20 protein-coding genes and 1 tRNA gene are annotated in these 26,092 nt (G+C 33.7%); 9 read left to right on the top strand and 12 right to left on the bottom strand.

What is annotated here, in order from left to right:
- Window positions 1-312: 312 nt before the first annotated feature.
- From AAGV33_RS01315 to AAGV33_RS01265, 11 genes are all read right to left on the bottom strand, one after another.
- Window positions 313-774, bottom strand: coding sequence for a DUF1905 domain-containing protein (locus AAGV33_RS01315; protein ID WP_373390097.1), 462 nt, complete (start codon window positions 772-774; stop codon window positions 313-315).
- Window positions 775-801: 27 nt separating this feature from the next.
- Window positions 802-1,155 (bottom strand): iron chaperone, encoded by a 354-nt coding sequence (locus AAGV33_RS01310; RefSeq protein ID WP_373390096.1) that lies wholly within the window; start codon window positions 1,153-1,155, stop codon window positions 802-804.
- A gap of 17 nt (window positions 1,156-1,172) precedes the next feature.
- Entirely contained in the window at window positions 1,173-1,916 is a 744-nt protein-coding gene (locus AAGV33_RS01305; RefSeq protein WP_373390095.1) for a hypothetical protein, read from the bottom strand.
- 73 nt (window positions 1,917-1,989) lie between these two features.
- Window positions 1,990-3,198 (bottom strand): BaiN/RdsA family NAD(P)/FAD-dependent oxidoreductase, encoded by a 1,209-nt coding sequence (locus AAGV33_RS01300; RefSeq protein WP_373390094.1) that lies wholly within the window; start codon window positions 3,196-3,198, stop codon window positions 1,990-1,992.
- Entirely contained in the window at window positions 3,195-3,872 is a 678-nt protein-coding gene (locus tag AAGV33_RS01295) for a glycerophosphodiester phosphodiesterase (protein ID WP_373390093.1), read from the bottom strand. Before AAGV33_RS01295 ends, AAGV33_RS01300 begins: the two co-directional genes overlap by 4 nt.
- Before the next feature lie 194 nt (window positions 3,873-4,066).
- A complete protein-coding gene (locus tag AAGV33_RS01290) occupies window positions 4,067-5,866 on the bottom strand; it encodes a glycoside hydrolase family 13 protein (RefSeq protein WP_373390092.1) in 1,800 nt (599 codons plus the stop codon).
- Window positions 5,867-6,094: 228 nt separating this feature from the next.
- Window positions 6,095-8,005: an acetate--CoA ligase gene (acs, locus tag AAGV33_RS01285; protein ID WP_373390219.1), complete on the bottom strand. Its 1,911-nt coding sequence runs from the start codon at window positions 8,003-8,005 to the stop codon at window positions 6,095-6,097.
- A gap of 20 nt (window positions 8,006-8,025) precedes the next feature.
- Window positions 8,026-8,388: a response regulator transcription factor gene (locus AAGV33_RS01280; RefSeq protein WP_373390091.1), complete on the bottom strand. Its 363-nt coding sequence runs from the start codon at window positions 8,386-8,388 to the stop codon at window positions 8,026-8,028.
- Entirely contained in the window at window positions 8,385-11,087 is a 2,703-nt protein-coding gene (locus tag AAGV33_RS01275; RefSeq protein WP_373390090.1) for an ATP-binding protein, read from the bottom strand. Before AAGV33_RS01275 ends, AAGV33_RS01280 begins: the two co-directional genes overlap by 4 nt.
- A gap of 251 nt (window positions 11,088-11,338) precedes the next feature.
- A complete protein-coding gene (locus AAGV33_RS01270; RefSeq protein WP_373390089.1) occupies window positions 11,339-11,899 on the bottom strand; it encodes an acetate uptake transporter in 561 nt (186 codons plus the stop codon).
- Between the two features lie 104 nt (window positions 11,900-12,003).
- Window positions 12,004-12,423, bottom strand: a complete 420-nt coding sequence (locus tag AAGV33_RS01265) for a transposase-like zinc-binding domain-containing protein (RefSeq protein ID WP_373390088.1) — start codon at window positions 12,421-12,423, stop codon at window positions 12,004-12,006.
- 360 nt (window positions 12,424-12,783) lie between these two features.
- Between AAGV33_RS01265 and AAGV33_RS01260 the strand changes: the two genes are divergently transcribed.
- From AAGV33_RS01260 to AAGV33_RS01240, 5 genes are all read left to right on the top strand, one after another.
- On the top strand, window positions 12,784-13,392 hold the full coding sequence (locus AAGV33_RS01260) for an RNA polymerase sigma factor (protein ID WP_373390087.1): 609 nt from the start codon (window positions 12,784-12,786) through the stop codon (window positions 13,390-13,392).
- A 78-nt stretch (window positions 13,393-13,470) separates the two neighbouring features.
- Window positions 13,471-14,583, top strand: a complete 1,113-nt coding sequence (locus tag AAGV33_RS01255; protein ID WP_373390086.1) for a FecR family protein — start codon at window positions 13,471-13,473, stop codon at window positions 14,581-14,583.
- Between the two features lie 142 nt (window positions 14,584-14,725).
- Window positions 14,726-18,298: a TonB-dependent receptor gene (locus tag AAGV33_RS01250; protein WP_373390085.1), complete on the top strand. Its 3,573-nt coding sequence runs from the start codon at window positions 14,726-14,728 to the stop codon at window positions 18,296-18,298.
- Window positions 18,299-18,386: 88 nt separating this feature from the next.
- Window positions 18,387-20,399, top strand: a complete 2,013-nt coding sequence (locus AAGV33_RS01245) for a RagB/SusD family nutrient uptake outer membrane protein (RefSeq protein ID WP_373390084.1) — start codon at window positions 18,387-18,389, stop codon at window positions 20,397-20,399.
- A 236-nt stretch (window positions 20,400-20,635) separates the two neighbouring features.
- Window positions 20,636-23,008: a beta-L-arabinofuranosidase domain-containing protein gene (locus AAGV33_RS01240; protein ID WP_373390083.1), complete on the top strand. Its 2,373-nt coding sequence runs from the start codon at window positions 20,636-20,638 to the stop codon at window positions 23,006-23,008.
- 122 nt (window positions 23,009-23,130) lie between these two features.
- Here AAGV33_RS01240 and AAGV33_RS01235 read toward each other — a convergent pair.
- Window positions 23,131-23,203: transfer RNA gene (locus AAGV33_RS01235), tRNA-Phe, on the bottom strand.
- Window positions 23,204-23,302: 99 nt separating this feature from the next.
- Between AAGV33_RS01235 and AAGV33_RS01230 the strand changes: the two genes are divergently transcribed.
- Genes AAGV33_RS01230 through AAGV33_RS01215 form a run of 4 tightly spaced genes read left to right on the top strand, consistent with a single transcriptional unit; the run spans window position 23,303 to window position 26,090 of the window.
- Window positions 23,303-24,037: a type III pantothenate kinase gene (locus tag AAGV33_RS01230; RefSeq protein WP_373390082.1), complete on the top strand. Its 735-nt coding sequence runs from the start codon at window positions 23,303-23,305 to the stop codon at window positions 24,035-24,037.
- The gene (locus AAGV33_RS01225) at window positions 24,030-25,280 is read left to right on the top strand and encodes a hypothetical protein (RefSeq protein ID WP_373390081.1); all 1,251 of its coding nucleotides are present in this window, start codon (window positions 24,030-24,032) and stop codon (window positions 25,278-25,280) included. Before AAGV33_RS01230 ends, AAGV33_RS01225 begins: the two co-directional genes overlap by 8 nt.
- 44 nt (window positions 25,281-25,324) lie before the next feature.
- Window positions 25,325-25,879 carry an LPS export ABC transporter periplasmic protein LptC gene (lptC, locus tag AAGV33_RS01220; RefSeq protein WP_373390080.1) on the top strand — a complete coding sequence of 185 codons (555 nt, stop codon included), beginning with the start codon at window positions 25,325-25,327 and terminating at the stop codon, window positions 25,877-25,879.
- 16 nt (window positions 25,880-25,895) lie between these two features.
- Window positions 25,896-26,090 (top strand): hypothetical protein, encoded by a 195-nt coding sequence (locus tag AAGV33_RS01215; RefSeq protein ID WP_373390079.1) that lies wholly within the window; start codon window positions 25,896-25,898, stop codon window positions 26,088-26,090.
- Window positions 26,091-26,092 lie beyond the last annotated feature (2 nt).

Below are 26,092 nucleotides of genomic sequence, written 5' to 3'. Positions count from 1 at the left end.
CATTCGTTTTTGCATCAATTGAAAAACGCCCCTTAGCATCAGAAACAGTTAGTGTTCGAGAGTTCGAATTTATGACTTCTACATTTGGAATTGCATAATTATTAAATACAATTTTTCCTTTTACCGTTTGTGAAAAACTAAATTGAGAGGTGAAAAGAACGAAGGTGCTGAGTAGTTTTATTTTTATGATTTTAGGTCTAATAGCTTGAAAGTAAAATTATTAGATTCTTCTTAATGAAAACTTAGTGTTTATGTAAATTCTTGTTAATTATTTTTTGTTGTAGAAATTGTTTATGGATTATTAGTTAAATTCTACTCTTTTATGATTTTGTTTATCATAGTTGCTATTCGGTCTACTTTTGTTTGGTCTTTTTTTGCCGAATATATCCAATCAATATAGGCTTTTTGTGTTCCTTTTGTTAGCTTGATAAAGCCTTCATAAGCCAATGGTTCATCTTTTAAGCAAAATTCTAATTCATTCGGAATTTCGATTGAAGAATCGTCTTTGTATAAAATGACTTTAATGTAATCGCCAGCCTCTTTTTTTATTTTTTTTCTAACGGCAGCTTTCAGTGGAAGAAATAATTTACCATTTCCCATTGGCATTAGTTTGTAATTTTTTAATTCATAATCATCGATGCTTCCGCAAACGGTCACCCAACCAAAAGGTGTGTTCTTGTCTTGTAGTATTTCCGGAATCACCGCAAAAGTCCAACCTCCCTTTCCCGAGAATTTTTCTAGTAGGTATTCTTTGTTAACTAAAGGTTTTTCCATTTATTAATTTGGTGAGTGTAGCTGTTTTTATTTCTTGAATTTACCTTCGTTTTCTTTTACTCTAAATGCCACTATTTGTTGAATGAGTTCATAAGGAATAGGAGTATCGAGTGGAAATTGAACCGAACCTTTTCCTTGTTTGTATTTTGATAGTGCTGCTGAAAATTGTGCATGTCCAGAAGGTGTTGCATACAAGCCAATGTGATTTTTAAAGGCGGCAAAATAGACTAATGGTCTTCCAAAAGTTTTATAGGCAGGCATTCCATAAGAAATACTTTCATCACAATCTGGAGCTTCATTTTTAATGATGCTTCTAATTTTTTGTACTATTTTTTGAATTTCAACAGGAAGTGAACTAATGTATTCGTTTACGTTTTCCATTATTTTGAAATTAAGAATTAATCTGGAGCGTGTATTTTCTTGAATTCAATACTTTTTTTATAAAGAAAATCCATTAATATCAGATCATTTGAATTTTCGGATAAAGTGATTTTTGATTCAGGATCAAAATTACAAAAAGTAAGAAAGGGTTCTATTTCTTCTTTTTTTAATTGTAAAGTTTCGGTGTAAAATTTTTCATCAAAGCTAGTTTTAGCTACTTCTTTAAATTCTTCGGGATCAACCGCTTTTTCTTTTTTTCCTTTGAATAATCCTCCAAAAAGCATTTTTCCAATTTTCGCAAAATCCATTCCGTTCTCAATGGTACCATTATTGACACCTTGAACTTTTAAAGCATTTGCTCTTCTGCGAACTCCTGCTTCTTCACTTTTTTGTCTTTCCCATTTTTTATCTAATCCCCAATCAATATCCACCCGATGAATAATAACTTCTTTCAGTTCTTCGGGAGTTTTCTCAATTCTGACAATAATATTATTGGTTTCTAAATCTGCTAGACTTAATTTTATTCCTTTTAAAGTATAGTCTTTAACATAAAATAGAATACTATCGTTTACACTTGCCGAAAGTATAAATTCTCCTTTTTCATTGGTTCTAGTGCCTGTTTGTGTGTCTTTATTGATTACATCAACATTTTCGAGTACGAAGTTATCCGACATCACTTTTCCTCTAAGTAATTTATGGGTTTGAGAATAAAGGAACGGACTAGTACAAGCGAACAGAAGCAGGAGTAATTTTAGTTTCATCTAATTTTAAAATTTGTAAGTAAAATTACTTTTTTTTTGCTGAAGTATTTTGAGCGTTTTGGGTAAATTTATGTTAAATCGCATTTGCTAAAATAAATCCACTGGTCCAGGCATTTTGGAAATTAAATCCTCCTGTAATAGCATCAATATTTACAATTTCGCCAGCAAAATAAAGGTTTTCATGTAATTTACTTTCCATGGTTTTGAAATTGATTTCTTTTAAATCGATTCCGCCAGCAGTTACGAATTCGTCTTTAAAAGTACTTTTTCCATTAACCTGAAAAACAGCATGAGTTAATTGATTGGCTAAATTTTGAATTTGTGTTTTCGACAAATCAGCCCATTTGGTTTCTAAAGGAATATTCGAAGCCAGAACTAAGCTTTCCCAAAGTCTATTGTTTACTTCAAAAGGTGATTTTTTAGCCACTGTTTTTTTAGCGTGTTCTTGTTTTAAATCTTTCAAAAGTTGTTCGGCTTCTTCAGTATCGACATCATTGAGCCAATTCACAAAAATGGTGAACTGATAATTTTTATCATGCAAAATTCGAGCTCCCCAAGCTGATAATTTTAAAATAGCTGGTCCACTCATTCCCCAATGTGTAATTAATAAAGGGCCATTTGAAGTTAGTTTAGTATCTTTTACTTTTACCGAAACTGGTGTGGCAACTCCTGGTAATGCCGCAATTCGAGCATCTTTAATATTGAACGTAAATAAGGAAGGAACAGGATTTACAACTGCATGACCTTGCTGTTGTAGCATTTCCCAAATTTTCGGATTGCTACCTGTAGCCAAGATGAGTTTTCCAACTAGATAATTTTCGTTTTGAGTTTCTATTTTCCAATGGTTTTCTTTTTTAAAAATCGATTGCACTGCTTGTCCTGTTAGCACGCTTATGCCTAATTTTTGAGTTGCTTTTAGAAAACAATCAATAATAGTTTGAGACGAATTAGAAACAGGAAACATTCTGCCGTCTTCTTCAATTTTTAACTCTACTCCGTGTTTTTCAAACCATTCTATTGTATCCCCAGAACAAAATTGATGAAAAGGACCTCGTAATTCTTTTTCACCACGAGGATAAAATTTGACTAATTCGTTGGGTTCAAAACAAGCATGGGTTACATTGCAGCGACCACCGCCCGAAATGCGTACTTTTTGCAATACTTCGGCACCGCGTTCTAAAATAGCCACTTTTAGCTTCGGATTTTTTTCTACGATATTTATAGCAGTAAAAAATCCTGCTGCGCCACCGCCAACAATTATGATGTCAAAATTTTGGTTCATATTCTATCTGGAAAATCAGTGATGATTCCGTTTACGTTAAATGATTGTATTTTTTTTATATCGGCTGGTTCGTTCACCGTCCAAGGCAAAACTTCAAAGCCCTTTTCTTGAAGTTGAGCTGTATTTTCTTTACTCAATAATTGAAAGTCCGGATGAATGGATTTTGCCTTAATGATTTTGGCGAAAGCCAAAGCTTCGTCTAAATCTGTTTCGGTAAGTACGCCAATAGGAATTTTGGGATTTCTAAAATTCACATCCTGCAAAGCATTCCAGTCGAAGCTTGAAACGATAAAATCACTGTATTCCCAGTTTTTATCCTGAATGTATTTTTCGATTAAAGTAACCGTTTTTTCAGCCGCATCGAAACTCTTTAATTCGACATTAATAAAACAACGACGATTTACTAAATCAAAAACCTCTTCCAATGTTGGAATTTTATTATTGTCCTCAATCTTGAAGTTTTGTAATTCAGCTTTACTGAATGTATTGACTTCGCCTTTGCCATTTGTAGTTCGGTCGATCGTTTCGTCATGGATAACCATAAGTTCACCATCGAGACTCAAATGTACATCGAGTTCAATGCCGTCGACTTGCAAGTCCATTGCTTTTTGAAAACTAACTAAAGTATTCTCAGGTTCATATCCTCTAGCGCCACGATGACCTATTTTGAGCATAAAGTTTTTAACCGCAAAGTTCGCAAAGTTTTATGCAAGGTTCACAAAGTTTGGACTTTTTATTTTTTGAGTTATTAGTGGTGAGTTTTGGCACGCAGATTTTAACGGGTTTGTAAACTAGCACAGAGAATGTAATGTTTTTAATAAGCTTGGCGAACTTTGCGTAAAACTTTGCTGCCTCTGCGGTAAAATGTTTATTCTAATTCTAATATTAAAGCCGATTTTCCTTCGATAAAAATGGTTTGCGATAAATCAAAAATCAAATCAGCTAAGACTTCTTTTCCTGTTTTATAATTCCCGATATTTTCTTTAAATCGTGCGGTATGGATTTCCTGATTTTCAGGATTGTTGTTAATCAAGATCATCACAGCTTGATTAGTATTGTATCTAAAATAAACGTAAACATTGTTTTCTGGAATATAATGTGTGGTTTTTCCAAAATGCACAGCTGCATTAGTTTTTCGCCAATGGAATAATTTTGAAGTAAAATCAAAATATACTTTTTGGCATTCAGAGCGAGTTTCGGGATTAAAAGCATTGTTTTCGTCGTCCTCCCAGCCGCCGGGAAAATCTTTTCTAATATCAGCATCGCCTAAATGTTGATCGCCAGCCATTCCAATTTCAGAACCATAATACAATTGAGGAATTCCACGTAAAGTGGCAAGCATACACATTGCCATTTTGTATTTTCGAATATCATTATTGTAAATATGATTGAGTCTTTTGGTATCGTGATTTTCGCCAAAAATCAATAGATTATTCACATTTGGAAATAAAAAATCTTTCGAAAGCAAGTCGTACACTTTTGTAATTCCCTGATCCCAGTTGTCATCGTCTTCGTTAAAAACAATTTGCAAGGCATCGGATAAAGCAAAATCCATTACGCTCGGTAAATTGGAATTAAAATCTTGGATTTTAGCAATTGGACTGTCTTTTTGCCAATACGAAAGTAGCCCTTGATTGCGCAAGGTAATTTCGCCAACGAGATTGAAATTTGGATATTCGTCTGTTATAGCTTTGGTCCATTTAGAAATGTATTCAGGTTCAGAATAGTTGTATGTGTCGACTCTAAAACCATCCAAATTAGCATATTCAATCCACCAAATGGCATTTTGACAAAGGTAGGTGAGAACTAAAGGATTGGCAATATTTAAGTCGGGCATCGTAGGTACAAACCAACCGTTAAGGCAAATGGTTCGATCAATTTTTGAAGCATTGATGTCGCTGATGGTACTTCTTTTATGATTGGTTTGGGTATAATTTTCAAATTGATGAATCCAGTCTTTTGTTGGTGAATCGTTAACCATCCAATGCGATAATCCCCAATGATTAGTGACATAATCCATGATTAATTTTAATTTACGGCGGTGTACTTCTTCTGATAATCGAACATAATCTTCATTTGTTCCAAAACGGGGATCAATTTTGTAAACATCGGATTGACCGTAACTATGATAAGAGAATTCGGCTTCGTTGTCTTCGCAAAGTGGTGTACTCCAAATAGCAGTAATTCCAAGCGATTGTATGTAATCCAGATTTTGGATAATGCCTTCAATATCGCCTCCGTGTCTTCCTCCAGGCAATTCCCGATTGTATTTTTCGGTGGTATTACTGTCGTTATCGTTGTTTTTATTTCCGTTGGCAAAACGATCCGGCATTAAAAGATAAATAGTGTCCGAGGAATCAAAACTTTTGCGAAGTGATGAATTTTTCCTTCGTTCTCTTAACTCATATTTTTGGATGAAAGTGGATTTGTCCTTGAGTCTGAATATAAAATCAATTTCGTTGGTACTTATCTTTTGGGTATTGATCGTTACAAAAATAAAATTGGGATTTTCGGTGCGTTTTACATTGGTAATAGCGCTACTATTGTTAATTGTAATTTGGCATTGACTAATGTTACTTCCGTAAAAAAGAATTTGAAGCTCGGGATTTTGCATTCCGGAAAACCAAAAAGGAGGTTCTATTCTTTGTATTAATGTATCAGTATTCATAAAATAGGAAATTAAAACAGTTGCATAAAAACAAAGCTTAGGGTTGAAAATTAATTTGCTATTTCATAATAAATTAAGCTATCGATAGTTGATTCTTAGTTGACGAATGTAGCAAAAATAAACTGATTTTAGGTCGAATTTGCCTTGAATGTTTCTTTTATAAAAAACGAAAAGCTGCTCTAATTATTGAGCAGCTTTGGGCTTTATAAAATTTTAAATAATTAAGTATTATATTTTACCATTTTTAATTTCTTCTACAATTTCTGGATTTAATAATGTACTGGTATCTCCAAAATTAGAATAATCTCCTTCGGCAATCTTGCGAAGAATGCGACGCATGATTTTTCCAGAACGGGTTTTTGGTAGCCCAGATACAAACTGAATCTTATCTAATTTAGCAATTGGGCCAATGTGTGCTGAAATGTGTTGGTTAATTTCTTTAGCTAGGTTTTCTTTATCTCGTTTTTCTCCTGCTTCTTTAAGGATTACAAAGCCATATAGCGCATTTCCTTTAATGTCATGAGGGAAGCCTACAATGGCACTTTCGGCAACTGCCAAATGCTCGTTGATCGCGTCTTCAATTGGCGCTGTTCCTAGATTGTGTCCCGATACAATAACCACATCATCCACACGACCCGTAATTCGGTAATAACCTACTTCGTCACGCAAAGCACCGTCTCCACTAAAGTATTTTCCTGGGAAAGCGGAGAAATAAGTGTCTTTATAACGTTGGTGATCACCCCAAATAGTTCTGGCAATTCCAGGCCAAGGATATTTGATACACAAACTTCCTACTACTTGATTGTCTTCAATTTCATTGCGTTTTTCATCCATCAAAACGGCTTGAATACCCGGAAGTGGTAAGGTCGCATACGTTGGTTTTGTTGGTGTGATAAAAGGAAGCGGTGAGATAAGAATTCCTCCTGTTTCGGTTTGCCACCAGGTATCTACAACTGGACAACGTTTTCCACCTACGTGATCGTTGTACCAGTGCCAAGCTTCTTCGTTAATAGGTTCTCCTACTGAACCAATTACTTTTAACGAGCTCAACGGATATTTTTGAACATAATCAATACTTTCTTTAGCCAAAGCTCTAATGGCTGTTGGAGCAGTATAGAATTGATTTACTTTATGTTTTTCTATAATTTCCCAAAAACGACTGAAATCAGGATAAGAAGGAACACCTTCAAAAATAACTGTGGTAGCACCATTCAATAACGGGCCGTATAAAATATAGGAATGTCCGGTAATCCAACCGATATCAGCAGTACACCAGAAAATATCATTTTCTTCGTAGTTAAAAACATTTTGGAAAGTGTAAGCCGTATAAACCATATAACCAGCTGTGGTGTGCACCATTCCTTTTGGCTTTCCTGTTGAACCCGAAGTGTAAAGGATAAACAAAGGATCTTCGGCATCCATAATTTCGGCAGCATTGTTATCTGAAGCTTTTTCTAAAAGCGGCGCTAACCATTGGTCACGACTTTCTTTCATTTGAACGTCAGTTTGGGTTCTTTGAACAACCAAAACGTTTTCAATGGATGGGCAGTTCACTAATGCTTCGTCAACAATTCCTTTGAGATCAATGGTTTTATTTCCACGATATCCGCCGTCAGAAGTAATGACCATTTTACATTCGCTATCGTTGATTCGGGTAGCTAGTGCTGATGCTGAAAATCCTGCAAAAACAACAGAGTGAATAGCTCCAATACGGGCGCAAGCAAGCGTTGTGATGGCTAGTTCCGGAATCATAGGCAAATAAATGCATACGCGATCTCCTTTTTGAATGCCCTGGCTCAATAAAACATTTGCCATTTTACTTACACGCTGGTGCAATTCATTGTAAGTAATGGATTGTGAAGCTTCATCAGGATTATTTGGTTCAAAAATAATGGCTGCTTTGTCTCCTTTTTTAGCAAGATGGCGATCAATACAGTTTTTAGTAATGTTCACTTTTGCATCTACAAACCATTTTATTTCAGCTTCTCCCATATTGAAATCCACCACTTTGTCCCATTCTTGGTACCAGGTAAAGTTTTCTGAGGCAATTTTGTCCCAAAATTTCTTTGGGTCTTTGATTGATTTTTTGTACTCTTTAAAGTATTCTTCGAAATTACTTATTTTATAACGACTCATGATTTTTGGTATATTTAGTTTTGTTAGTTTATTAATTCCTGTACTTTTTCAACTAGTTTTTTTACTGAAAAAGGTTTGGTTATGTACAAATTTGCACCTAGTGATAGTCCTTTTTCAATGTCAGTCTCTTTATTTTTTGCCGAAAGAAAAATGACTTTGCAATTCTCTAATCGGTCGTCTTTTTTTATTTGTTCCAATGTGCTGTAGCCGTCAACCATTGGCATCATGACATCGAGAATGATAATGTCAGGAAGTTGATTTTTTAAAATGTCCAAAGCTTCTTGTCCATCGCGCGCAATAAATACTTCAAAATTGTTTTTTTTGAAAGTGTATTCGAGCGACATTACAATATTAGGTTCGTCATCTACAATTAATATTCTTTTCATTTTTCGCTAGTATTGTAATTGGGCAATGTAAAAGTAATAGTTGTTCCATTACTATTTGAACTTTCTGCCCAGATTTTTCCTTTATGATGTTCAATTATTTTTTTACAAATGGCTAAACCTAAGCCACTTCCAATAGGTTTTTTAATATTTTGATTTCTAGATTGATAGAATTTGTCAAAGACAGCTTCTAAGTCTTCAGGTTTGATTTCTTTTCCGTTATTGTGAATGCTTATTGCAATAAATTCGCGGTCTTCGTTAATTTCTATACTAATTTTTCCATCAATGTCGGGACAAAATTTAATAGCATTCGAAAACAAATTATGAAGCACCTGAACAATTCGTTCTTCATCATAAAAAGCTTTGATTTCGCTTGATTTTTTTTCGAATTCAATACTTATATTTTTGTTTAGTATTAATTGTTGTAACGAATCCAATGTGTTGTTGATTGTCCTGGAAATGTTGTTTTTAGAAAGATAAATTTTTTGTTTTCCAGTTTCAAATTTTTCCAAATCTAATATTTTATCAATCAAACGGTTCAGTCTGTCTGATTCGGAAATGATATTTTGTAGAAATTTTTGACGTACTTCTGCAGGAATATCTTCGTCATCATGCAGGATTTCAGTTGCTGCTCTAATCGCTGTTATTGGCGTTCTTAATTCATGAGTTACGGTGTCTAGAAATTCATCTTTTTGAATGTCTTTATTTATGAGTTTCTGATTGGCAACTTGAAGTTGCTCGGATATTTTTTTTAATTCATTCGAACTTTCAGTCAGTTTTTTATTGATGACAATATTTTCTTTGGATTCTTCCAGAATACGTAATACTTCAGGCAGACTTATTTTGTCTTCTTTGGCCACACTTGCAATTACTATTTTGGCAGAAGCCGTACCAATATGCCCTGTTAATAAATTTTCTGCAAATTTTATAAAACGAGCATCGGCAATCTTGTTGTCTTTGTCAATATTGTATTTTAAATTAAAGATGGTCAGCGCACGTTTTGTTCTTTCGATACCAAGAAAACGTTCCAGAATTTTTTCGATATCCGAAATATTAGCAGTTCCTTTCCACACATACGCATTTTCATGATTGGTGATGTATTTGTCAATATCTACAAACATTTCGGCGTAATTTCGCTCTCTGTAATTTCCGCTAAAACTTACCGAAACCGCAAGATAACTGAGTAAATTAACTAATAAACTCCAAAAAACCGCTTGTGGAATAGGGTCTAAATAATCCAATCCAAATAGCTGAAAAGGTTTTAATAATGCTATTCCAAAAGGACCTTCTTGTACAAAGGTACTTGCTGAATTTGTTGTTCCAAGAGCATAAGGAATTAATAAGGTGTAAAAACAAATTAAAAATCCAAGAATAATTCCTGTTACAGCTCCTTTTTTAGAGCCTCTTCGCCAAAACATTCCGCCAAAAAAAGCAGGAGCTAATTGGGCTATAATAACAAAAGACACCAAACCGATAGAAACTAAAGTGTAATCTAAAACAAACACCCGATAGATAATATAAGCTAATATTATCAATGAAAAAATTCCTATTTTACGACTAAGAACAATTCTTTTAGTGTTTTTTTCTTGAGAAATATTTTCTAATGAACCTATAAAACCATAAGGAATTAAAAGGTTGTTACTGAGCATGGTTGCTAATGTTATTGAAGAAACAATAATCATAGAAATGGCTGCCGAAAACCCTCCCAGAAACACTAATACGGTTAAGAAATTATTGTTGAAATGCTGTGGAATTAGTAGTGAATAAGTATCAGAATTTAAACCTTGATTTCCAAAAAGAATGTTTCCTCCCCAGGCTATTGGAAAAACAAAAATATTGAAAAGCAATAAGTAGAGTGGGAGCAGCCAAATGGCGGTTCGGATGTGTTTTTCCTGATTGTTTTCGACAATAGCAGTGTGAAATTGCCTTGGCAGAATAAAAATGGCAAACATAGAAATTAGACATAGGAAAAACCAATTGAGTCCGTTAGTCAAATTACCAATCGTGTTTTTTTTATCGAAATTTTCTAAGACGGACGCTTTGTTGTAAATGTCATCAAAACCATCGAAAACAAAGTAGGTTACATAAACACCAATGATTAAAAAGAAGACTAATTTTAAGATGGATTCAATAGCAATGGCAGTTACAATTCCGCGTCTTTTTTCAGATGCATCTACATATTTATTTCCGTAGTAAGAAGCAAATAAGGCTAAGGCAATACAGATGTAAGTGGTATTGTCCATAAAAATATTAGAACTGGCTTCTGTTTTAGATACAATATGAAAAGTATCCGAAATGGCTTTTAGCTGTAAAGCAATGTAAGGCACAATCCCAAAAATAGAGATTAAGGTAACTAAGGCTCCTAATGAACGGCTGTTGCCGTAACGCAACGAAATAAAATCGGCAATGCTGGTTATTTTATTAACTCTCGAAATTCTAATGATTCTTTTAAGAATAATAATCCAAGTTGGAATGATAATTATTGGCCCTAAATAAATAGGCAAATAATCTAATCCAGAATTTGCGGCTAACCCAATACTGCCGTAATACGTCCATGCAGTACAGTAAACAGCAAGTGAAAAAGAATAGATGTATGGATTATTTGTCCATTTAGAATGGCTTCTTTTTTCGGACCAATGTGCAATGTAAAATAGCATTACTACATAAATGGCTAAAATCAATAAAAGCCCAAGACTACTCATAATATTTTTTGATAATTAAGTAAGTTGTGCCAATTGAAAATAACCAAGCCGAGAATATATAGATATAAGTAATGGGGAAACCCAATAAGGCTTTTGAGCTATCAAATAATAAAATAAGCGGAATGTTCAATGCTAAAATCATCAGCATTGAAAGGATAATTAATTTTTGTTCATGTCTTTTTTTCATTGAAATGAAAAGCACAATAGCTTTAATTTCCTAAAGCTATTGTGTGTTTTATGATTTTTATTTTTTACAAAGGCAACACTTGTTTGCCCAGTTTTTCATTAATTACAATTGCGGCAGCTTCATAAAAAGCAAAAAAGCCACATAAAATCCCTTCGTAACCCGCAATGGTGTGAATTTCTTTGCTTCCAGTAAAACTAGCTGCAGACAATAGCCCAAATAGAATTACAAGTGAGCCAAAAATAAGTTTTCCAACAGTGTTTCCGTTCAATGTTCCTATGAATAAAGCCAGCGTGAATAATCCCCATAATGCTAAATAACATCCCATGGAAGCGCCATCGGGTTTTTCAACTCCCATTAAAGGAAGAAGCCATAAAGCAACAAGTGTTAACCAAAAGAAACCATAAGAAGTAAATGCTGCCGTAGCAAAACCATTTCCTTTTTTCCATTCCATAATTCCAGCAATAACCTGCTGGATTCCTCCAAAAAAGATTCCCATTCCCATAATCATTGCATTCAGCTCGAAGAATCCAGCATTATGAATATTTAATAAAATAGTGGTCATTCCGAAGCCAAAAAGTCCTAGTGGTGCTGGGTTGGCAGTAGTGTCTTTTAATATTTGTTCCATTTTGGTTTAAAAAATTTAAGGTTAATTTAGGTTTAATAGACTAGCAAATTCAGATTTTTTGTTTGTAAAACAAAATAGGATATATATACTTGTAAAGAGTATAGTTATTTTTTAAATCGCTCCCATTTTATGACCATAAATTTATCGCCAAGTTCAGTAATAATCATTCCAGCTCCTGATAGGGTTTCTTTATTTTTTATATATTCTACTAATTCTAAGTGGTTTAGTATTTTGTAAGTAGGATGGTAGTTTGTGTTTGCTGGTTTTTTTATATTGAATGATTTTATCCAATTACTAATACTTACGTGTGAAACGCCTATGATTCGTTCAATTTCTCTATAGCTCAATCCTTCAAGATAGAGTTGCAATGCTTTGGTAACATAATAATCGTCAATTTTTTTTCCAATCTTATTTACGGTAAAAAAGTAATTACAACTTTTACATAAGTACCTTTGTTTATTATTAATAATTCCGCTTTTTACTGTTTTTTCGTTCTGGCATTTTGGGCAGCTAATTACCTCCATGTATATAAAATTTGCATAAATATATTAAATTAGCAATTATGTTTTTAATATAATTTTTTATTTAATTCAAATTCACTTGAATAATGTAAGAAAAACGGTTTAAGATGTGAGGTAAGTAGAATGCAATTAAGATATTTTTATTTAAAGTGAAAAAAAAATTATAATTTAATGAGTATATAATAAAAAAAGTGTCCTTTATGTGTAAAAGATCTTTCTTGTACATGTGATTTGGTTAGTCATATTAGTTAGTAGTTGGAAAAGAGTTGTTATTTTGATAGCAACTCTTCTTTTCTTCTTTCTAAATTAGTAAATACAATTAAGAGTACTTCAATGAATAATGAAAAATAATAAATTTTGAGTTTGAAAAATCAAATTTTAAATAAGACTCTTCTTGATGATAATGAGTTGTGGATCGAATTAAAAGCGGGAGATGAAAAAGCATTTTCTACGCTTTTTAAAAGATACTATAGTTATTTAATTCAGTATGGAAATTCATTTTCACCATTTTCTGAAAAAATTCAAGATTGTGTTCAGGATGTTTTTACTGATATCTGGGTGTATCGAAATAGTCTTAGTGATACGGTGGTGGTAAAGGCATATTTGTTATCAAGTGTACGCAAACGTATTGTGCGTTTACAAGAACGTGACAGGGTTTTTAATAAGTCAAAGTCAGTAGATGCGATTGCTTTTTTGTTTGATTTTTCGATAGAACAACAATTAATTTCTGATGAATTAACTGCTGGAAAAGTAACACAATTAAATAAGGTATTGAATGTTTTGCCTGCCAGACAAAAAGAAGCTTTGTATTTAAGATACCATCACGGTTTAAATGTAGATGAAATAGCAGCCATATTGAGTGTTAATTATCAATCGGCTAATAACTTATTGCATCGAGCATTAGTGAATATTCGCAAGGAAAGGAAAGGAACTTTTATATTACTCATACCATTATTGACAAATTGGGTGTAATTAGAATAAGAAAAGTTGCGAATTAATGAGTATGTAATCTGGTGGCTGTCCTTTATGATAGCAGAAACACTTTTTAAAATGAAAAAACGAAATCAATATAGAGAAATAGAGGATTTTTTGGCAGACGAATCATTTCGATTGTGGATGAAATCAAAAAATGATATAGCGGGTTGGGAAGAATGGACTCTGGAACATCCTAAAAGAGCCAAACTGGTTCAGGAAGCTCGCTTGTGGTTATTAGCCATGAAAGTTCCTGAAGACAATTTATCTCAAGAACAAGTCGATGCTGCTTTGCAAAATACCTGGATGAAAATCGAACAAAAAGAGCAAGACCGAAAAATGGAACAAAAAATAATTCAATTGTGGAACGCCACTTGGTTTAGAAAAGTAGCTGCGATCTTAGTTTTTGGTTTGCTTTCAGTTTATGCTTACAATAATTATTTTGTTGATGATAAGAATTCTTATTACGAACAAACAGTTGCTAATACTGGCGAAGATGGTTTATTGGAACAAATTAATAATTCTAACAAACCTCAAATTATAACCTTATCTGACGGCAGTTCTGTTTTATTACAACCTAAAAGTAAGTTGAGTTATCCAAAAGTTTTTACAGGTAATGAACGAAAAGTGTACTTATCAGGAGAAGCCTTTTTCGAAATTAGCAAAAATACTGAAAAACCGTTTTTTGTTCATGCCAATGAAGTAGTTACTAAAGTAGTAGGAACGAGTTTTCGCATTAAAGCTTACGCGGATCAATCAGATGTGGAAGTTTTAGTGCGTACAGGAAAAGTAAAAGTAAATTCAGAAAAATTAAATTCTAAATCAACTCAAAAAGAAATAGTGTTGTTGCCCAATCAGGCACTTCGCTTTATACGTAAAAATCAAACTTTTAATAAAATTACCGATATTACTTTGGATAAATCCATTAGTAGCTCAGTTAGAAGTATTGAACAATTGAGTTTTGAGTTTACAGATATTCCTGTGTCTCAAATTTTTAAAACTATTGAACAAGCTTATTCGGTAGAAATAGATTTTCCAAAACAAGAATTGCTAAAATGTCATTTAACAACTTCTCTAAATGATCAGCCTTTGCCAGAAAAATTGAAAATCATTTGTAAAAGTATTGGGAATAATTCGAGTTATACAATGAACGGAAATCAAATCACCATTTTGTCTAAAGGATGTAATTAAATCAATTTGCCTATGAAATAAAAAAAGCGTCGATATGCTGTAACATAATCGACGCCTAAAGCTTCATTCTCACTCTGTAAAGTGGGTTTGAAATGTTTCTTAAATACCCTCAAAATAGTATTAATCAAAACAAACCAAAATTATGAAAAAAACCGTAGTAAAACAACGATTACTAATCCGACTCATGAAGATGACATTGTACCAATTTATATTAGCACTAATTTTTTCAACGGTTACCATGGCAAATAGCCTCGGACAAGGAAAATTAGATACCAAAGTGACTGTTTCTATAACAGATGTGGATTTAAATGAGGCTTTGGCACAGCTTGGAAAATCAGCCGATGTAAAGTTTTCATACAACTCTAGAATGGTTGCTTTTGATCAAAAAATAAGTGTAAAGGCTAATAATGAGGTTTTGTCTAATGTACTTTCCAGAATATTACAGCCATTTAATATTAAATATACGTTAGTTAGTAATCAAATTGTATTACAAAAAGGGAGTACAAATAACAATTTTTCTAATAACGTTTCCTTTTTAACAACTGAGCAACAGCAAAAAACACTTAGTGGAGTAGTAGTTGATGCCAATGGACTTTCGCTTCCTGGAGCAAGTGTTCTTGTAAAAGGAACAAATAATAATGTTTCTACAGATTTAGACGGAAAATTTAATATTAGGGTGGATGATGGAGCCAAGGTACTAGTGATTTCTTATATTGGGTTTGATACCATGGAAATTGCAATTGGTAATAAAACCGATTTTAAAGTGACACTGGAAGAATCCTCTCAAAGCTTAGAAGAAGTAGTTGTTATTGGATACGGAACTCAAAAAAAATCAGATTTAACAGGAGCTATATCTTCTGTTTCAGGAGAGGAATTAGCAACAGTTCCTGCAATGACTGCAGCGCAAGCTTTACAAGGAAGAGCTGCTGGTTTAAATATTGTTACAACTAGTGGAGCGCCTGGAGCAGGAACTAATATCACGATTCGTGGTGGAACTTCCATTACTCAAAGTACTAAACCACTTTACATTGTTGATGGTTTTCAAATGGATGATGCACTTAATGTAATCAATCCAAATGATATTAAAAGTATTGAAATTTTGAAAGATGCTTCGTCAACAGCTATTTATGGAGCTCGTGGTTCAAACGGAATTATTGTAATTACAACTAAATCAGGAAAAAAAGGGAAAACTTCAGTTTCTTACAACTCTTTCATTTCATTTGATAAACTTTCTAAAAAATTAGACATGATGTCTAATCCTGAAGATTTTGTAAAATACCAATACGAAATGGCTGTGTTACAAGGTAAACCTGCTGCATGGAGTAATGTTTTTGATAATAGTTTAGCAACAGATACGCCTAATTTTTATACAGGTGCTTTTGATCGTATAAATAGTCGTTATGCATCAGATTATGCTATTGATTGGCAAAAAAGAATGCTTGGTGGATCAGGTTATACTCAAAATCAGAATGTATCTGTATCAACTGGAAATGAAAATACACAAGCTTTTTTAAGCTACAATTATAATAATCAAGAAGGAATTTTAGCAAATCATAATGATACAAGAAATGCATTTCGTGCTAAGATTAATTCAGAGTTATATAAAGGATTGCGTCTTGATGTAAATACCATGTTTACAAATACATCTACAGATGGTGGTGGTGCTTATGGAGGAATGAAAGATATCCTTTTACAACCAATTAATGGAGGAACTTTGTTTAATCAAGACCAAACAATTAATACTCAAACTTTTGGTGATTTATCAGGTTTAGATTCTGCTTATGATACTGAAAACCCATTAATAGAAAATGAAGCTTCACAATCTAATAGACGCTCTCGCGTGTTTATGGTAAATGCAGGTGTAGAATTTGATATTTTAAAGAGTTTAACATGGCGTACTTCAGGTCAATATTCCTGGTCCAGCGGTAAATCAGTTGCTTTCTCAGATGAAAATTCTAGAGCAGCGCTAACTGACCCTGTTAATACAGGAATTAATGGTAGTATTGGAAATTCTGAATCTTTTAGTTACCAAATTACAAATACATTAAACTATAAAGAAACATTTGCTGAGAAACATGATGTGTCTGTTTTATTGGGACAAGAGGTTACTTATAATGAATCTGAAAGTAACAATTTAATTCTTAGACAATTTCCATTGCCAAACTTTGGATTAGATGATATTTCAAATGCAACTGTTTCAGATAAGTCCGTAGGGCATTCTCGTAACGGACTTGCTTCTTTCTTTTCACGTTTAAGTTATACATTTGATGATCGATATCTTTTAACAGCAACAATACGTACTGATGGTTCGTCAAAATTTGCTGAGGGAAATAAATGGGGAGTATTTCCATCTCTTTCAGGTGCATGGAGAATTTCAGAAGAAGGTTTCTGGAAAAATAATAACATTGGAAACATCATCAATAATTTTAAACTGCGTGCTGGTTACGGTATCACTGGTAATAATGGAATTGGTAACAACTTATATCTTACTACGGTAAGTCAAACGGATTATCCAATTAATAATACTCCAGGAAATCCTGCTTATGTGCCAAGTTCAACATTGGGCAATCAGGGTTTACAATGGGAAACTTTACATGCTACAAACCTTGGTTTAGATATTTCTTTATTTAATAGAAGAATTGATATTACTGCTGAATGGTATAACAATCAAATCAGTGACATGTTATTAAAAAGTATAATTCCTTCTTCAACTGGTTATGCAAGCCAATTCCAAAATGTAGGGACAATGCGTAATCGTGGTTGGGAATTTACTGTTAGCACAGTAAATGTAAAAACTTCTAACTTCAGTTGGACAACTGATTTTAATTTAGCATTTAATAAGTCTAAAGTTCTTTCTCTAGAGAAGGATCAAACTCAAAGAACTTTTAATGTAGGTAATAACCGATCTGGTTCTGTAACCTATTATGCAACAGTAGGAGATCAATTAGGGGATATGTATGGTTATGTATATCAAGGGCTTTATACAACTGATGATTTTACACAAAATTCTGACGGAACTTACGTTTTAAATCCTGGTGTTGTAAAACCATTTAGTGGAACTGCAAGTCCTGGTGATGTTAAATTTGCTGCTGATAACGAAGCAGGGGATCAATTTACCCGACAATTAGTTAAAATAGGTAATGGAGCTCCGGATTGTTTGGGAGGGATAACGAATACTTTTCGTTATAAAGGTTTTGATCTAAATACGTTTATGAAATTCAGTATTGGAAATGAAATTTATAATGCAACTAAGCACAGTACAAGCCCTTATGCTCTTTTTCAAAATGTACCTACAGAGTTTGGGGATAATTACTATCGCTTAGTAGATCCATTAACTGGACAAAAAGCTACTTCGCTTAGTCGTTTACAAGAATTAAACCCAGATGAAGCCTCTCGCACATCTGCTTTGAATCTTTTGAACTCTAGCTACATTACTTATCCTTCTTCTTATTTTGTTGAAGATGGTTCTTATTTACGTCTTGCACAAATAACACTGGGTTATACACTACCAAAAGCGTGGTCTGAAAGAGCTAAAATCTCTAATGCCCGTTTTTACTTTACAGCTAATAATATATTAACTGTTGCAGGTTATTCAGGTTTCGATCCTGAAGTTTCTGCGGGTGACAATGATTTAGTAGCAGTAACTCCCGGATATGATAGTTCTACTTATCCTCGTTCAAGAAGCTTTGTGCTTGGTTTAAACTTAACATTTTAATGCAAAATACATCATGAAAAAAATAACAATTAAATTTTTTGAGAAAAAAAAGGCATTAATAATGTCTGTTCTTATAGCGTCTCTAAGTATGACTTCATGTCAAGATTATTTAGATATGCCATCATACAATGCTGTGGATACTGAAACAGTATTTGCAAGTGAACTTACAGCCGATATGTTTGTACAAGGTTGTTATCGTGGTATAATTCATTCTGAATTGTTCTATCAATTAGGTGCAGGTGAAACGGTAACTCATTCTTGTGAAGACGGAACAACAAATAATTCAAAATACAATATTTGTAATTATTTTTACGATGCAACAACACCGTATACAGTTACAACAATTTTTAAAGAGCAATATCGTATTATTGAATCGACTAATATTGCAATTAGTCGATTGAATCAAATGCTTGAAACAGACAAGCGAAATGCATTAATAGGAGAAGCAAAAGCTATTCGTGCTTTTTGTTACTATAATTTAATTCGTGTGTATGGTGATGTTCCTGCTGTATGGACACCGTTGGAAGAACTTAATCCAGATGATGAAAATACATTTTACCCAAAACGTTCTTCGCGTGATGAAATTTATGACCGTATTATTGCTGATCTCCAGTCGGCTGTACAAGATATTCCTTGGAACTCTCAAAGCGGTTACCCTACTTATGAGCGTTTAACAAAACAAGGAACTTATGCGCTATTAGCTCGTGTGGCACTGCATGCTGGTGGATATTCATTGCGTTGGAATCTAGAAACAAATGCAGCTTCTTCATTAATGATGTCGCAGCGAAGTGACAACGCTCGTGTCCAGGAATTATATCAAATAGCAGATAATGCTTGTCAGGCAGTCATTTCTCAAAATGAAAATAGTTTAGTTCAGGCTCAAGGAAATAAAAGTGGTTTTGAATATTTATGGTATAATTTCTGCCAGCGTAATTTTTCAGCAACTAAACCTGAAATGCTTTGGGAAGTAGCTAATTTAGGCCCAAATACGAATTCTCCTTTCGGTGTTTATGCACATCCAGGAACTAGAGGAGGTGTATTTGGTTCAAGAAAAGCATTACAATTTATGTTACCAACTTATTATTTGTCTTTTAATGCAAATGATACTCGACGTGATGTTTCTTGCACGTCCTATAGTATTTATTTCCTCAACAATGGTTCAGCATCTGATAAATGGGTTGATGTAGGTACTACTTTCTCTTGTATTATGCCAGGTAAATTTCGTATGTCTTGGGGGATAGAACCACAAGGTGCAGCTCAGCGTAATATTAATATTCCTGTTTTGCGTTATGCTGATGTATTGTTGATGTATGCAGAAACTCAAAATTACCTTAATAATGGCCCAACAGCAGCAGCAAAAAATGCTTTACAAGAAGTAAGAGATCGTGCAGGAATTGGTTCTATAACTATGCCGTCTGATAGACAAGGGTTTGAAGATGCGATTGTTCAAGAACGTAAATGGGAATTTGCAGGTGAATTCAATCTTCGCACTGATTTGATTAGAATGAATCGTTTAGCAACTGAACTAGCTGCAACAAAACAAGATATGAAAGACCTTTCAGATAAAAAGAATGCTTACGCTAACACAGCTGTTTATCGTTTGTATAAATTCCATTTTGATGCTCAAGCATACGGAGATCCATTCTTAGGAGTAGAATACATTGATCTAACTGATCCTGTTGAAATTGCTTCAATTCAAACAATACCTACTACTTCTTCTCAGTATACTACTTTCCTAGAAACAACAGCTAGTGTTGCTCAAGCTCATGGTTATACTGTAGCAAGTGGAGACAAATGGTATCCAGTAAATATGTTTGAAGCTTATACAAGTTCGTATAATGGAAATTCACGTAAAGCAGTTGGATTTACAGGAGGTTTTAATACACTTCAAATTGGAAATATTATTTACACAAAGCCAACTGGTTCTGCCGAAAATGGTGGCCAGTATCCAAACTGGATTCAGGCACCAGATGGAAGTGATGGATTATATTATGGTTTTCAGGAAAACCGTTCAGAATTGCTTCCTTTTGCGAACAAATCTGCTGGGCATCCCATTATTGATAACCCAAATTTAACTCAACATCCTGGTTACCTACAATAATATAAGTAGATAATTATACCAATAAAAGAAAGATTCTCAGAGTAATGTTCCAGTTGCTTTGAGAATCTTTCTTTTTGTTTTTATAAATTATAATTCGAATTAATAAATGTTTTATTTACATTTGTTAATTCGGACTTCTTATTTTAAAAATAAGAGTTAATTAATTTTATAATTCCATTTTGGAAAGTAAATAGGGAGAATTCATTTTTCAAAATAAAATAAGAAAACAAGAAATTATGGTATTAAAAAATCTTAAGAACAATCTTTGGGCAGTTACTTTACTTACATTAACAGCGGCTGTTTATGGGCAGTCGGGACAATTGAAAAGTTTTCCTTTGTCGTCCGTTCGTTTGTTAGAAAGTCCTTTTTTAGAGGCACAACAAACGGATATGAAATATATTTTAGAACTCGATGCTGATAGATTACTGGCTCCTTATTTAAAAGAGGCTGGGATAACGCCTTTAAAAGACAATTATGGCAATTGGGAAAACACAGGATTGGATGGTCATATTGGCGGACATTATCTTTCGGCTTTGTCGGAGATGTATGCTGCAACTGGAAACCAACAAATAAAAGAACGTCTGGATTATATGTTAGATAATTTAGAAAAATGCCAGTTGAAAAATGGAGATGGATATATAGGTGGTGTTCCTGGAAGCAAGGCATTATGGGCTGATATCGCTAAAGGTAAGATTGACGCAGGTGGTTTTTCGTTAAACGGAAAATGGGTGCCTTGGTACAATGTTCATAAGGTTTACGCAGGTTTAGTTGATGCTTACACATTAACTGGGAATAAAAAAGCTAAAAAAATGCTAATCCAATTATCCGATTGGTGTTTAAAATTAGTTTCAAATCTTTCAGATGACCAAATCCAATTCATGCTAAAAAGTGAGCATGGCGGAATGAACGAAGTTTTTGCTGATGTAGCTGCAATTACGGGTGACAAAAAATATTTGGTCTTGGCTGAGAAATTTTCGCATAAGACTATTTTAGATCCTTTGTTAAAAGATGAAGATAAATTAAATGGACATCATGCTAATACGCAAATCCCTAAAATAATTGGCTTTATGCGTGTTGCCGAAGTAGGTGGCGATGCAAAATGGGCTGATGCAGCTAACTTTTTTTGGAATACAGTAGTCGAAAACAGAACCATTTCCATCGGAGGAAATAGCGTGAGAGAACATTTTAATCCTTCGAATGATTTTTCGTCCATGTTAGAATCCAGAGAAGGTCCGGAAACATGTAATAGTTACAATATGCTTAAATTGAGTAAGCATTTGTTTCTGGCGCATCCAGAGTCAAAATACATGGATTATTACGAACGTACCACTTACAATCATATTTTGTCATCGCAGCATCCTGATGGAGGATTTGTGTATTTTACACCTATTCGTCCACGTCATTACCGTGTGTATTCGGAGTCGCAGGAATCTTTTTGGTGTTGTGTGGGTTCTGGTTTAGAAAATCACGGAAAATATGGCGAAATGATTTACGCTCATGATAATGCTAATTTGTACGTGAATCTTTTTATTCCTTCTACTTTAGAATGGAAAGAAAAAGGATTGAAGCTAACGCAAAATACAAAGTTTCCTTTCGAAGAACAATCAGCTTTTACATTGGATTTGAAAAAAGCACAAAAGTTTGCTATCAAGTTTAGATATCCTTCTTGGATAACCGATGGAGAAATGAAAATTAAGGTAAATGGTAAAGAAGTAGCGATTGAAAAAGATGCAAATTCTTATGTTATAATTAATCGAAAATGGAAATCGGGAGATGTGATTTCTGTGATTCTGCCAATGCACAGTACCGCAGAACAACTTCCAGATAAATCAGCCTGGGTTTCTTTTTTACATGGACCAATAGTTTTGGCTGCGGTTACTGGCAAGACTGATTTAACAGGTTTAAGAGCCGATGGAAGTAGAATGGGGCATATTGCAAGCGGACCAATCTATCCTATTGAAGAAGCACCAATGTTGGTTTCAAATGCAACTAATTTAGCGCAGTCAATAACGGAAGTAAAAAACAAACCTTTTACGTATTCGATTTCGGATATTACCTATCAGGAGCAATTTAAGAATTTACAATTGGTGCCTTTTTTCCAAATTCACGATGCACGTTATATGCTGTATTGGCCTTATACCACAAAAGAAAAATTACCTGAATTGCAAGCGGCAATGAAAGAAAGAGAAGAGGCTAAAATGAAATTGGAAGTGGAAACAGTAGATTTAGTCACTGCTGGAGAACAACAACCAGAAAATGATCATAATTTTAAAGGAGAACAAACCGATACAGGAATTCATAAAGAACGTCATTACAGAAACGGAAAAGGCTTTTTTAGCTACGAATTGAAAAACCCAAAACTGGAAGCGCGTAAATTAAGATTTACTTATTTTGGTTCGGATAAAAACAAAAATTTTGATATTTATATGAATTCGGTTTTGATTGCTTCGATAGCCATGGATGGAAAAGAAGGCAATCAGTTTATTGATAAAATAATTGAAATTCCAGATGAGGTTTTAAAAGCGAATGCAAAATTACTGGAAGTGAAATTTCAGGCAAAACAGAATTCGTCTATCACAGGTATTTACGAAGTGCGCTTGATGAAATAGTTAAGAATAATAATTTGTAGAATAAACCTCTTGGAAACAGGAGGTTTTTTTGTTTTTGGGAAGTTTGGTTTTTTCAAAAAGGTATAAAAACAAAAAACCCGAATATTGCTATTCGGGTTTTGTGGTACCTCCAGGGATCGAACCAGGGACACATGGATTTTCAGTCCATTGCTCTACCATCTGAGCTAAGGTACCGTGCTTGTTGCGGGTGCAAATATAGAACCATTTTTAATATATCCAAAACATTTTTATGAAAAAATCTATTCGTACCTTCGCAACACCAAAAGTCAAAATATGATATTAACTGTTGATGTGGGGAATACCCGAATTAAAGCGGCTGTTTTTGAGGGTGATACCCATTTGGAAAGTTTTGTTTTTGATAAAATCGAGCTTGAAAAAAAGATTAAAAAAATTTTAGAAAAATTTGAAACAATAACTTATTTAGTCATTTCATCGGTTGGAGATGTCGAGAAGCAATCTTTTTTAGCATTCGAAAATCAGGTTAAAGTTCATTTTGTTTCTCATGAAGATGCTTTTCCATTTGTCAATAATTATGGAACTCCAAAAACTTTAGGAATCGATCGCATGGTGCTGGCGGCGGGAGCTACTTTGTTATATCCCAATCAAAACCGATTGGTAATTGATGCAGGCACTTGTATTACCTATGATTTTATTGATGAAAACAATGTGTATCAGGGTGGTGCTATTGCGCCAGGTTTCCGATTACGTTATGAATCCTTGCATCAGTTTACAGCAAAACTGCCGTTGTTGACTTTGCAAAGTCCGGAAAGCTATGTAGGAAAATCAACTTCAGAATCCATACATTCGGGTGTGGTAAACGGATTGGTCTATGAGATTGAGGGTTTTATAGATGAATATAAGGCAGGCTGTTCAAAAATTATCATAATTTTAACTGGTGGAGATGCAGATTTTTTGGCTAAACGATTAAAAAATACCATATTTGCCAATTCAAATTTCCTTTTGGAAAGTTTGAACCAAACATTTCAATATAAAATCAAAAATGATTAGAAAAATTATATCAAGCCTTTGCTTGCTTTTGTCTTTAGCGTCTTTTGCTCAAGAAGGGACTTCGTCACCTTATTCTTTTTACGGAATTGGAGATGTAAGGTTTAAAGGTACAATAGAAAGCCGTTCTATGGGTGGAGTTCAGGTGGAACAAGATAGTATTCATTTGAATTTAGATAATCCAGCTAGTTATTCTAATCTTAAATTAACCACATTTACTGTTGGTGGAACGTATAATTCAACCACTTTAAAAAACAGTTCAGCTTCTGAAAAAGCTACAAGAACTACTTTTGATTATTTGGCTGTAGGATTGCCTATGGGGAAATTAGGTGTTGGTTTTGGTTTGATTCCATATTCTTCTGTGGGGTATAAAGTTGAGGTTGTATCGAATGAAGTGGGAGGTCAAAATAGCCGTGACAATGCGACTGGTGGGATGAACAAAGCTTTTTTTGGTGCGTCTTATAAAATTCTTCCAAATTTTATTGTGGGAGCTAATGTAGATTATAATTTTGGTCGAATTGAAACCACTAATTTGCAATATGTAACTGGAGTAATAACAGGAAGTCGCGAAATCAATAGAGCTGATTTATCTGGTGCAAGTTTTAATTTTGGGGCTATGTACCAGACTAAATTGAATAAAAAACTAAGCTTATATAGCAGTTTGAGTTATAGATTAGAAGGGCAATTAGCATCTGAGAATACTAGAAATCTTGCAGCAGGAAATTTTAATTCAGATTTCCAATTTTCTTTAGTACAAAATTCCGATCAGGAAATGGATGAGAAAAACTTGACTTTACCAAGCGAATTGAAACTGGGTTTCGGAATTGGAGAGTCTAAAAAATGGTTAGTAGGAGCGCAAATTACTTCGGCTAGCCAAGGAGATTTAGCGAATACTTACAATACCGCTTCGAATGTTTCTTATGAAAAAGCAATGAAATACGGTCTTGGAGGTTATTTTATACCTGATTACAATTCGTTTACCAGTTATGCTAAAAGAATTGTTTACAGAGCTGGACTTAGATATGAGCAAACGGGATTAATAGTAAATTCTGAATCTATCAAAGACAGAGGAGTAAGTATTGGATTAGGATTGCCAGTTACTGGAAGTTTTTCTAATATTAATTTTGGTTTCGAATTTGGAAAAAGAGGAACTACTTCTGCAGGTTTAGTTGAAGAAAATTATGCTAAACTTAGTGTAGGTCTTTCATTAAACGACAGATGGTTTGTTAAGAGAAAATTCGATTAATAATCGCTCAGGAGTAATAATTCGTATATAGTACCATTTTGTCTATGTTTTTATTAAAAAAAGATAAACTATTTCTAGTAGTCATGGCTTGTGCCGTGACTCTGTTTTTTGGGTGCGAAAGTAATTTTAAAAAAGTTCAGCAGAATAATTTTACCGAATTTACTCCTTCAGGAGATGCTGATAATGTGAATTTAAAATATACCGATTCAGGATTTATAACGGCCGTATTGATTAGTTCTAAAATGCTGGATTACGCCGTAGTAGATTTTCCGTTTACGGAATTCCCAAAAGGGATTGATGTTACCTTGTATGACAAAAAAGCTAAGGAAACGCATGTGACTTCAAATTATGCCATTTCTTATAAGCAAACCAATATTATCGATTTACAAGGCAAAGTAAAAATTGTTTCGCAAGACGGACAAATGTTAGAAACCGAGCAATTGTATTACGATCAGAAAAACGACTGGTTTTTTACCGAGAAAAAGTTTAAATTTACTGACCTAAAAGGAGTTTCAAACGGTCAGGGAATCGATTTTAGCAAAGATTTTAAAGTAATTAATTCCCAAAGAATAACCGGCGAAGTATTAACAGCCGAATAATTTCAATTTTTATATTATGAGTTTTTTAAAATATACACCTTACGTTTATCTTATTTTAGCCGCTTTTTTTATTTACGATGCTATCGAAAAATGGAATGTTGAAAATGCAACTCCTATCTTAAGCCTTTTAATGGCGGGATTGGGAATTTTTATGTTTTTCTTTAGAAAAAGATTTGCAAAAAAAATGCAGGAACGTAACCGTAAATCCTAATT

Origin of the sequence: Flavobacterium magnesitis, from assembly GCF_041729735.1 — a bacterium.
Taxonomy (GTDB): Bacteria; Bacteroidota; Bacteroidia; order Flavobacteriales; family Flavobacteriaceae; genus Flavobacterium; species Flavobacterium magnesitis.
This window is presented reverse-complemented; position numbering and strand designations above follow the sequence as displayed.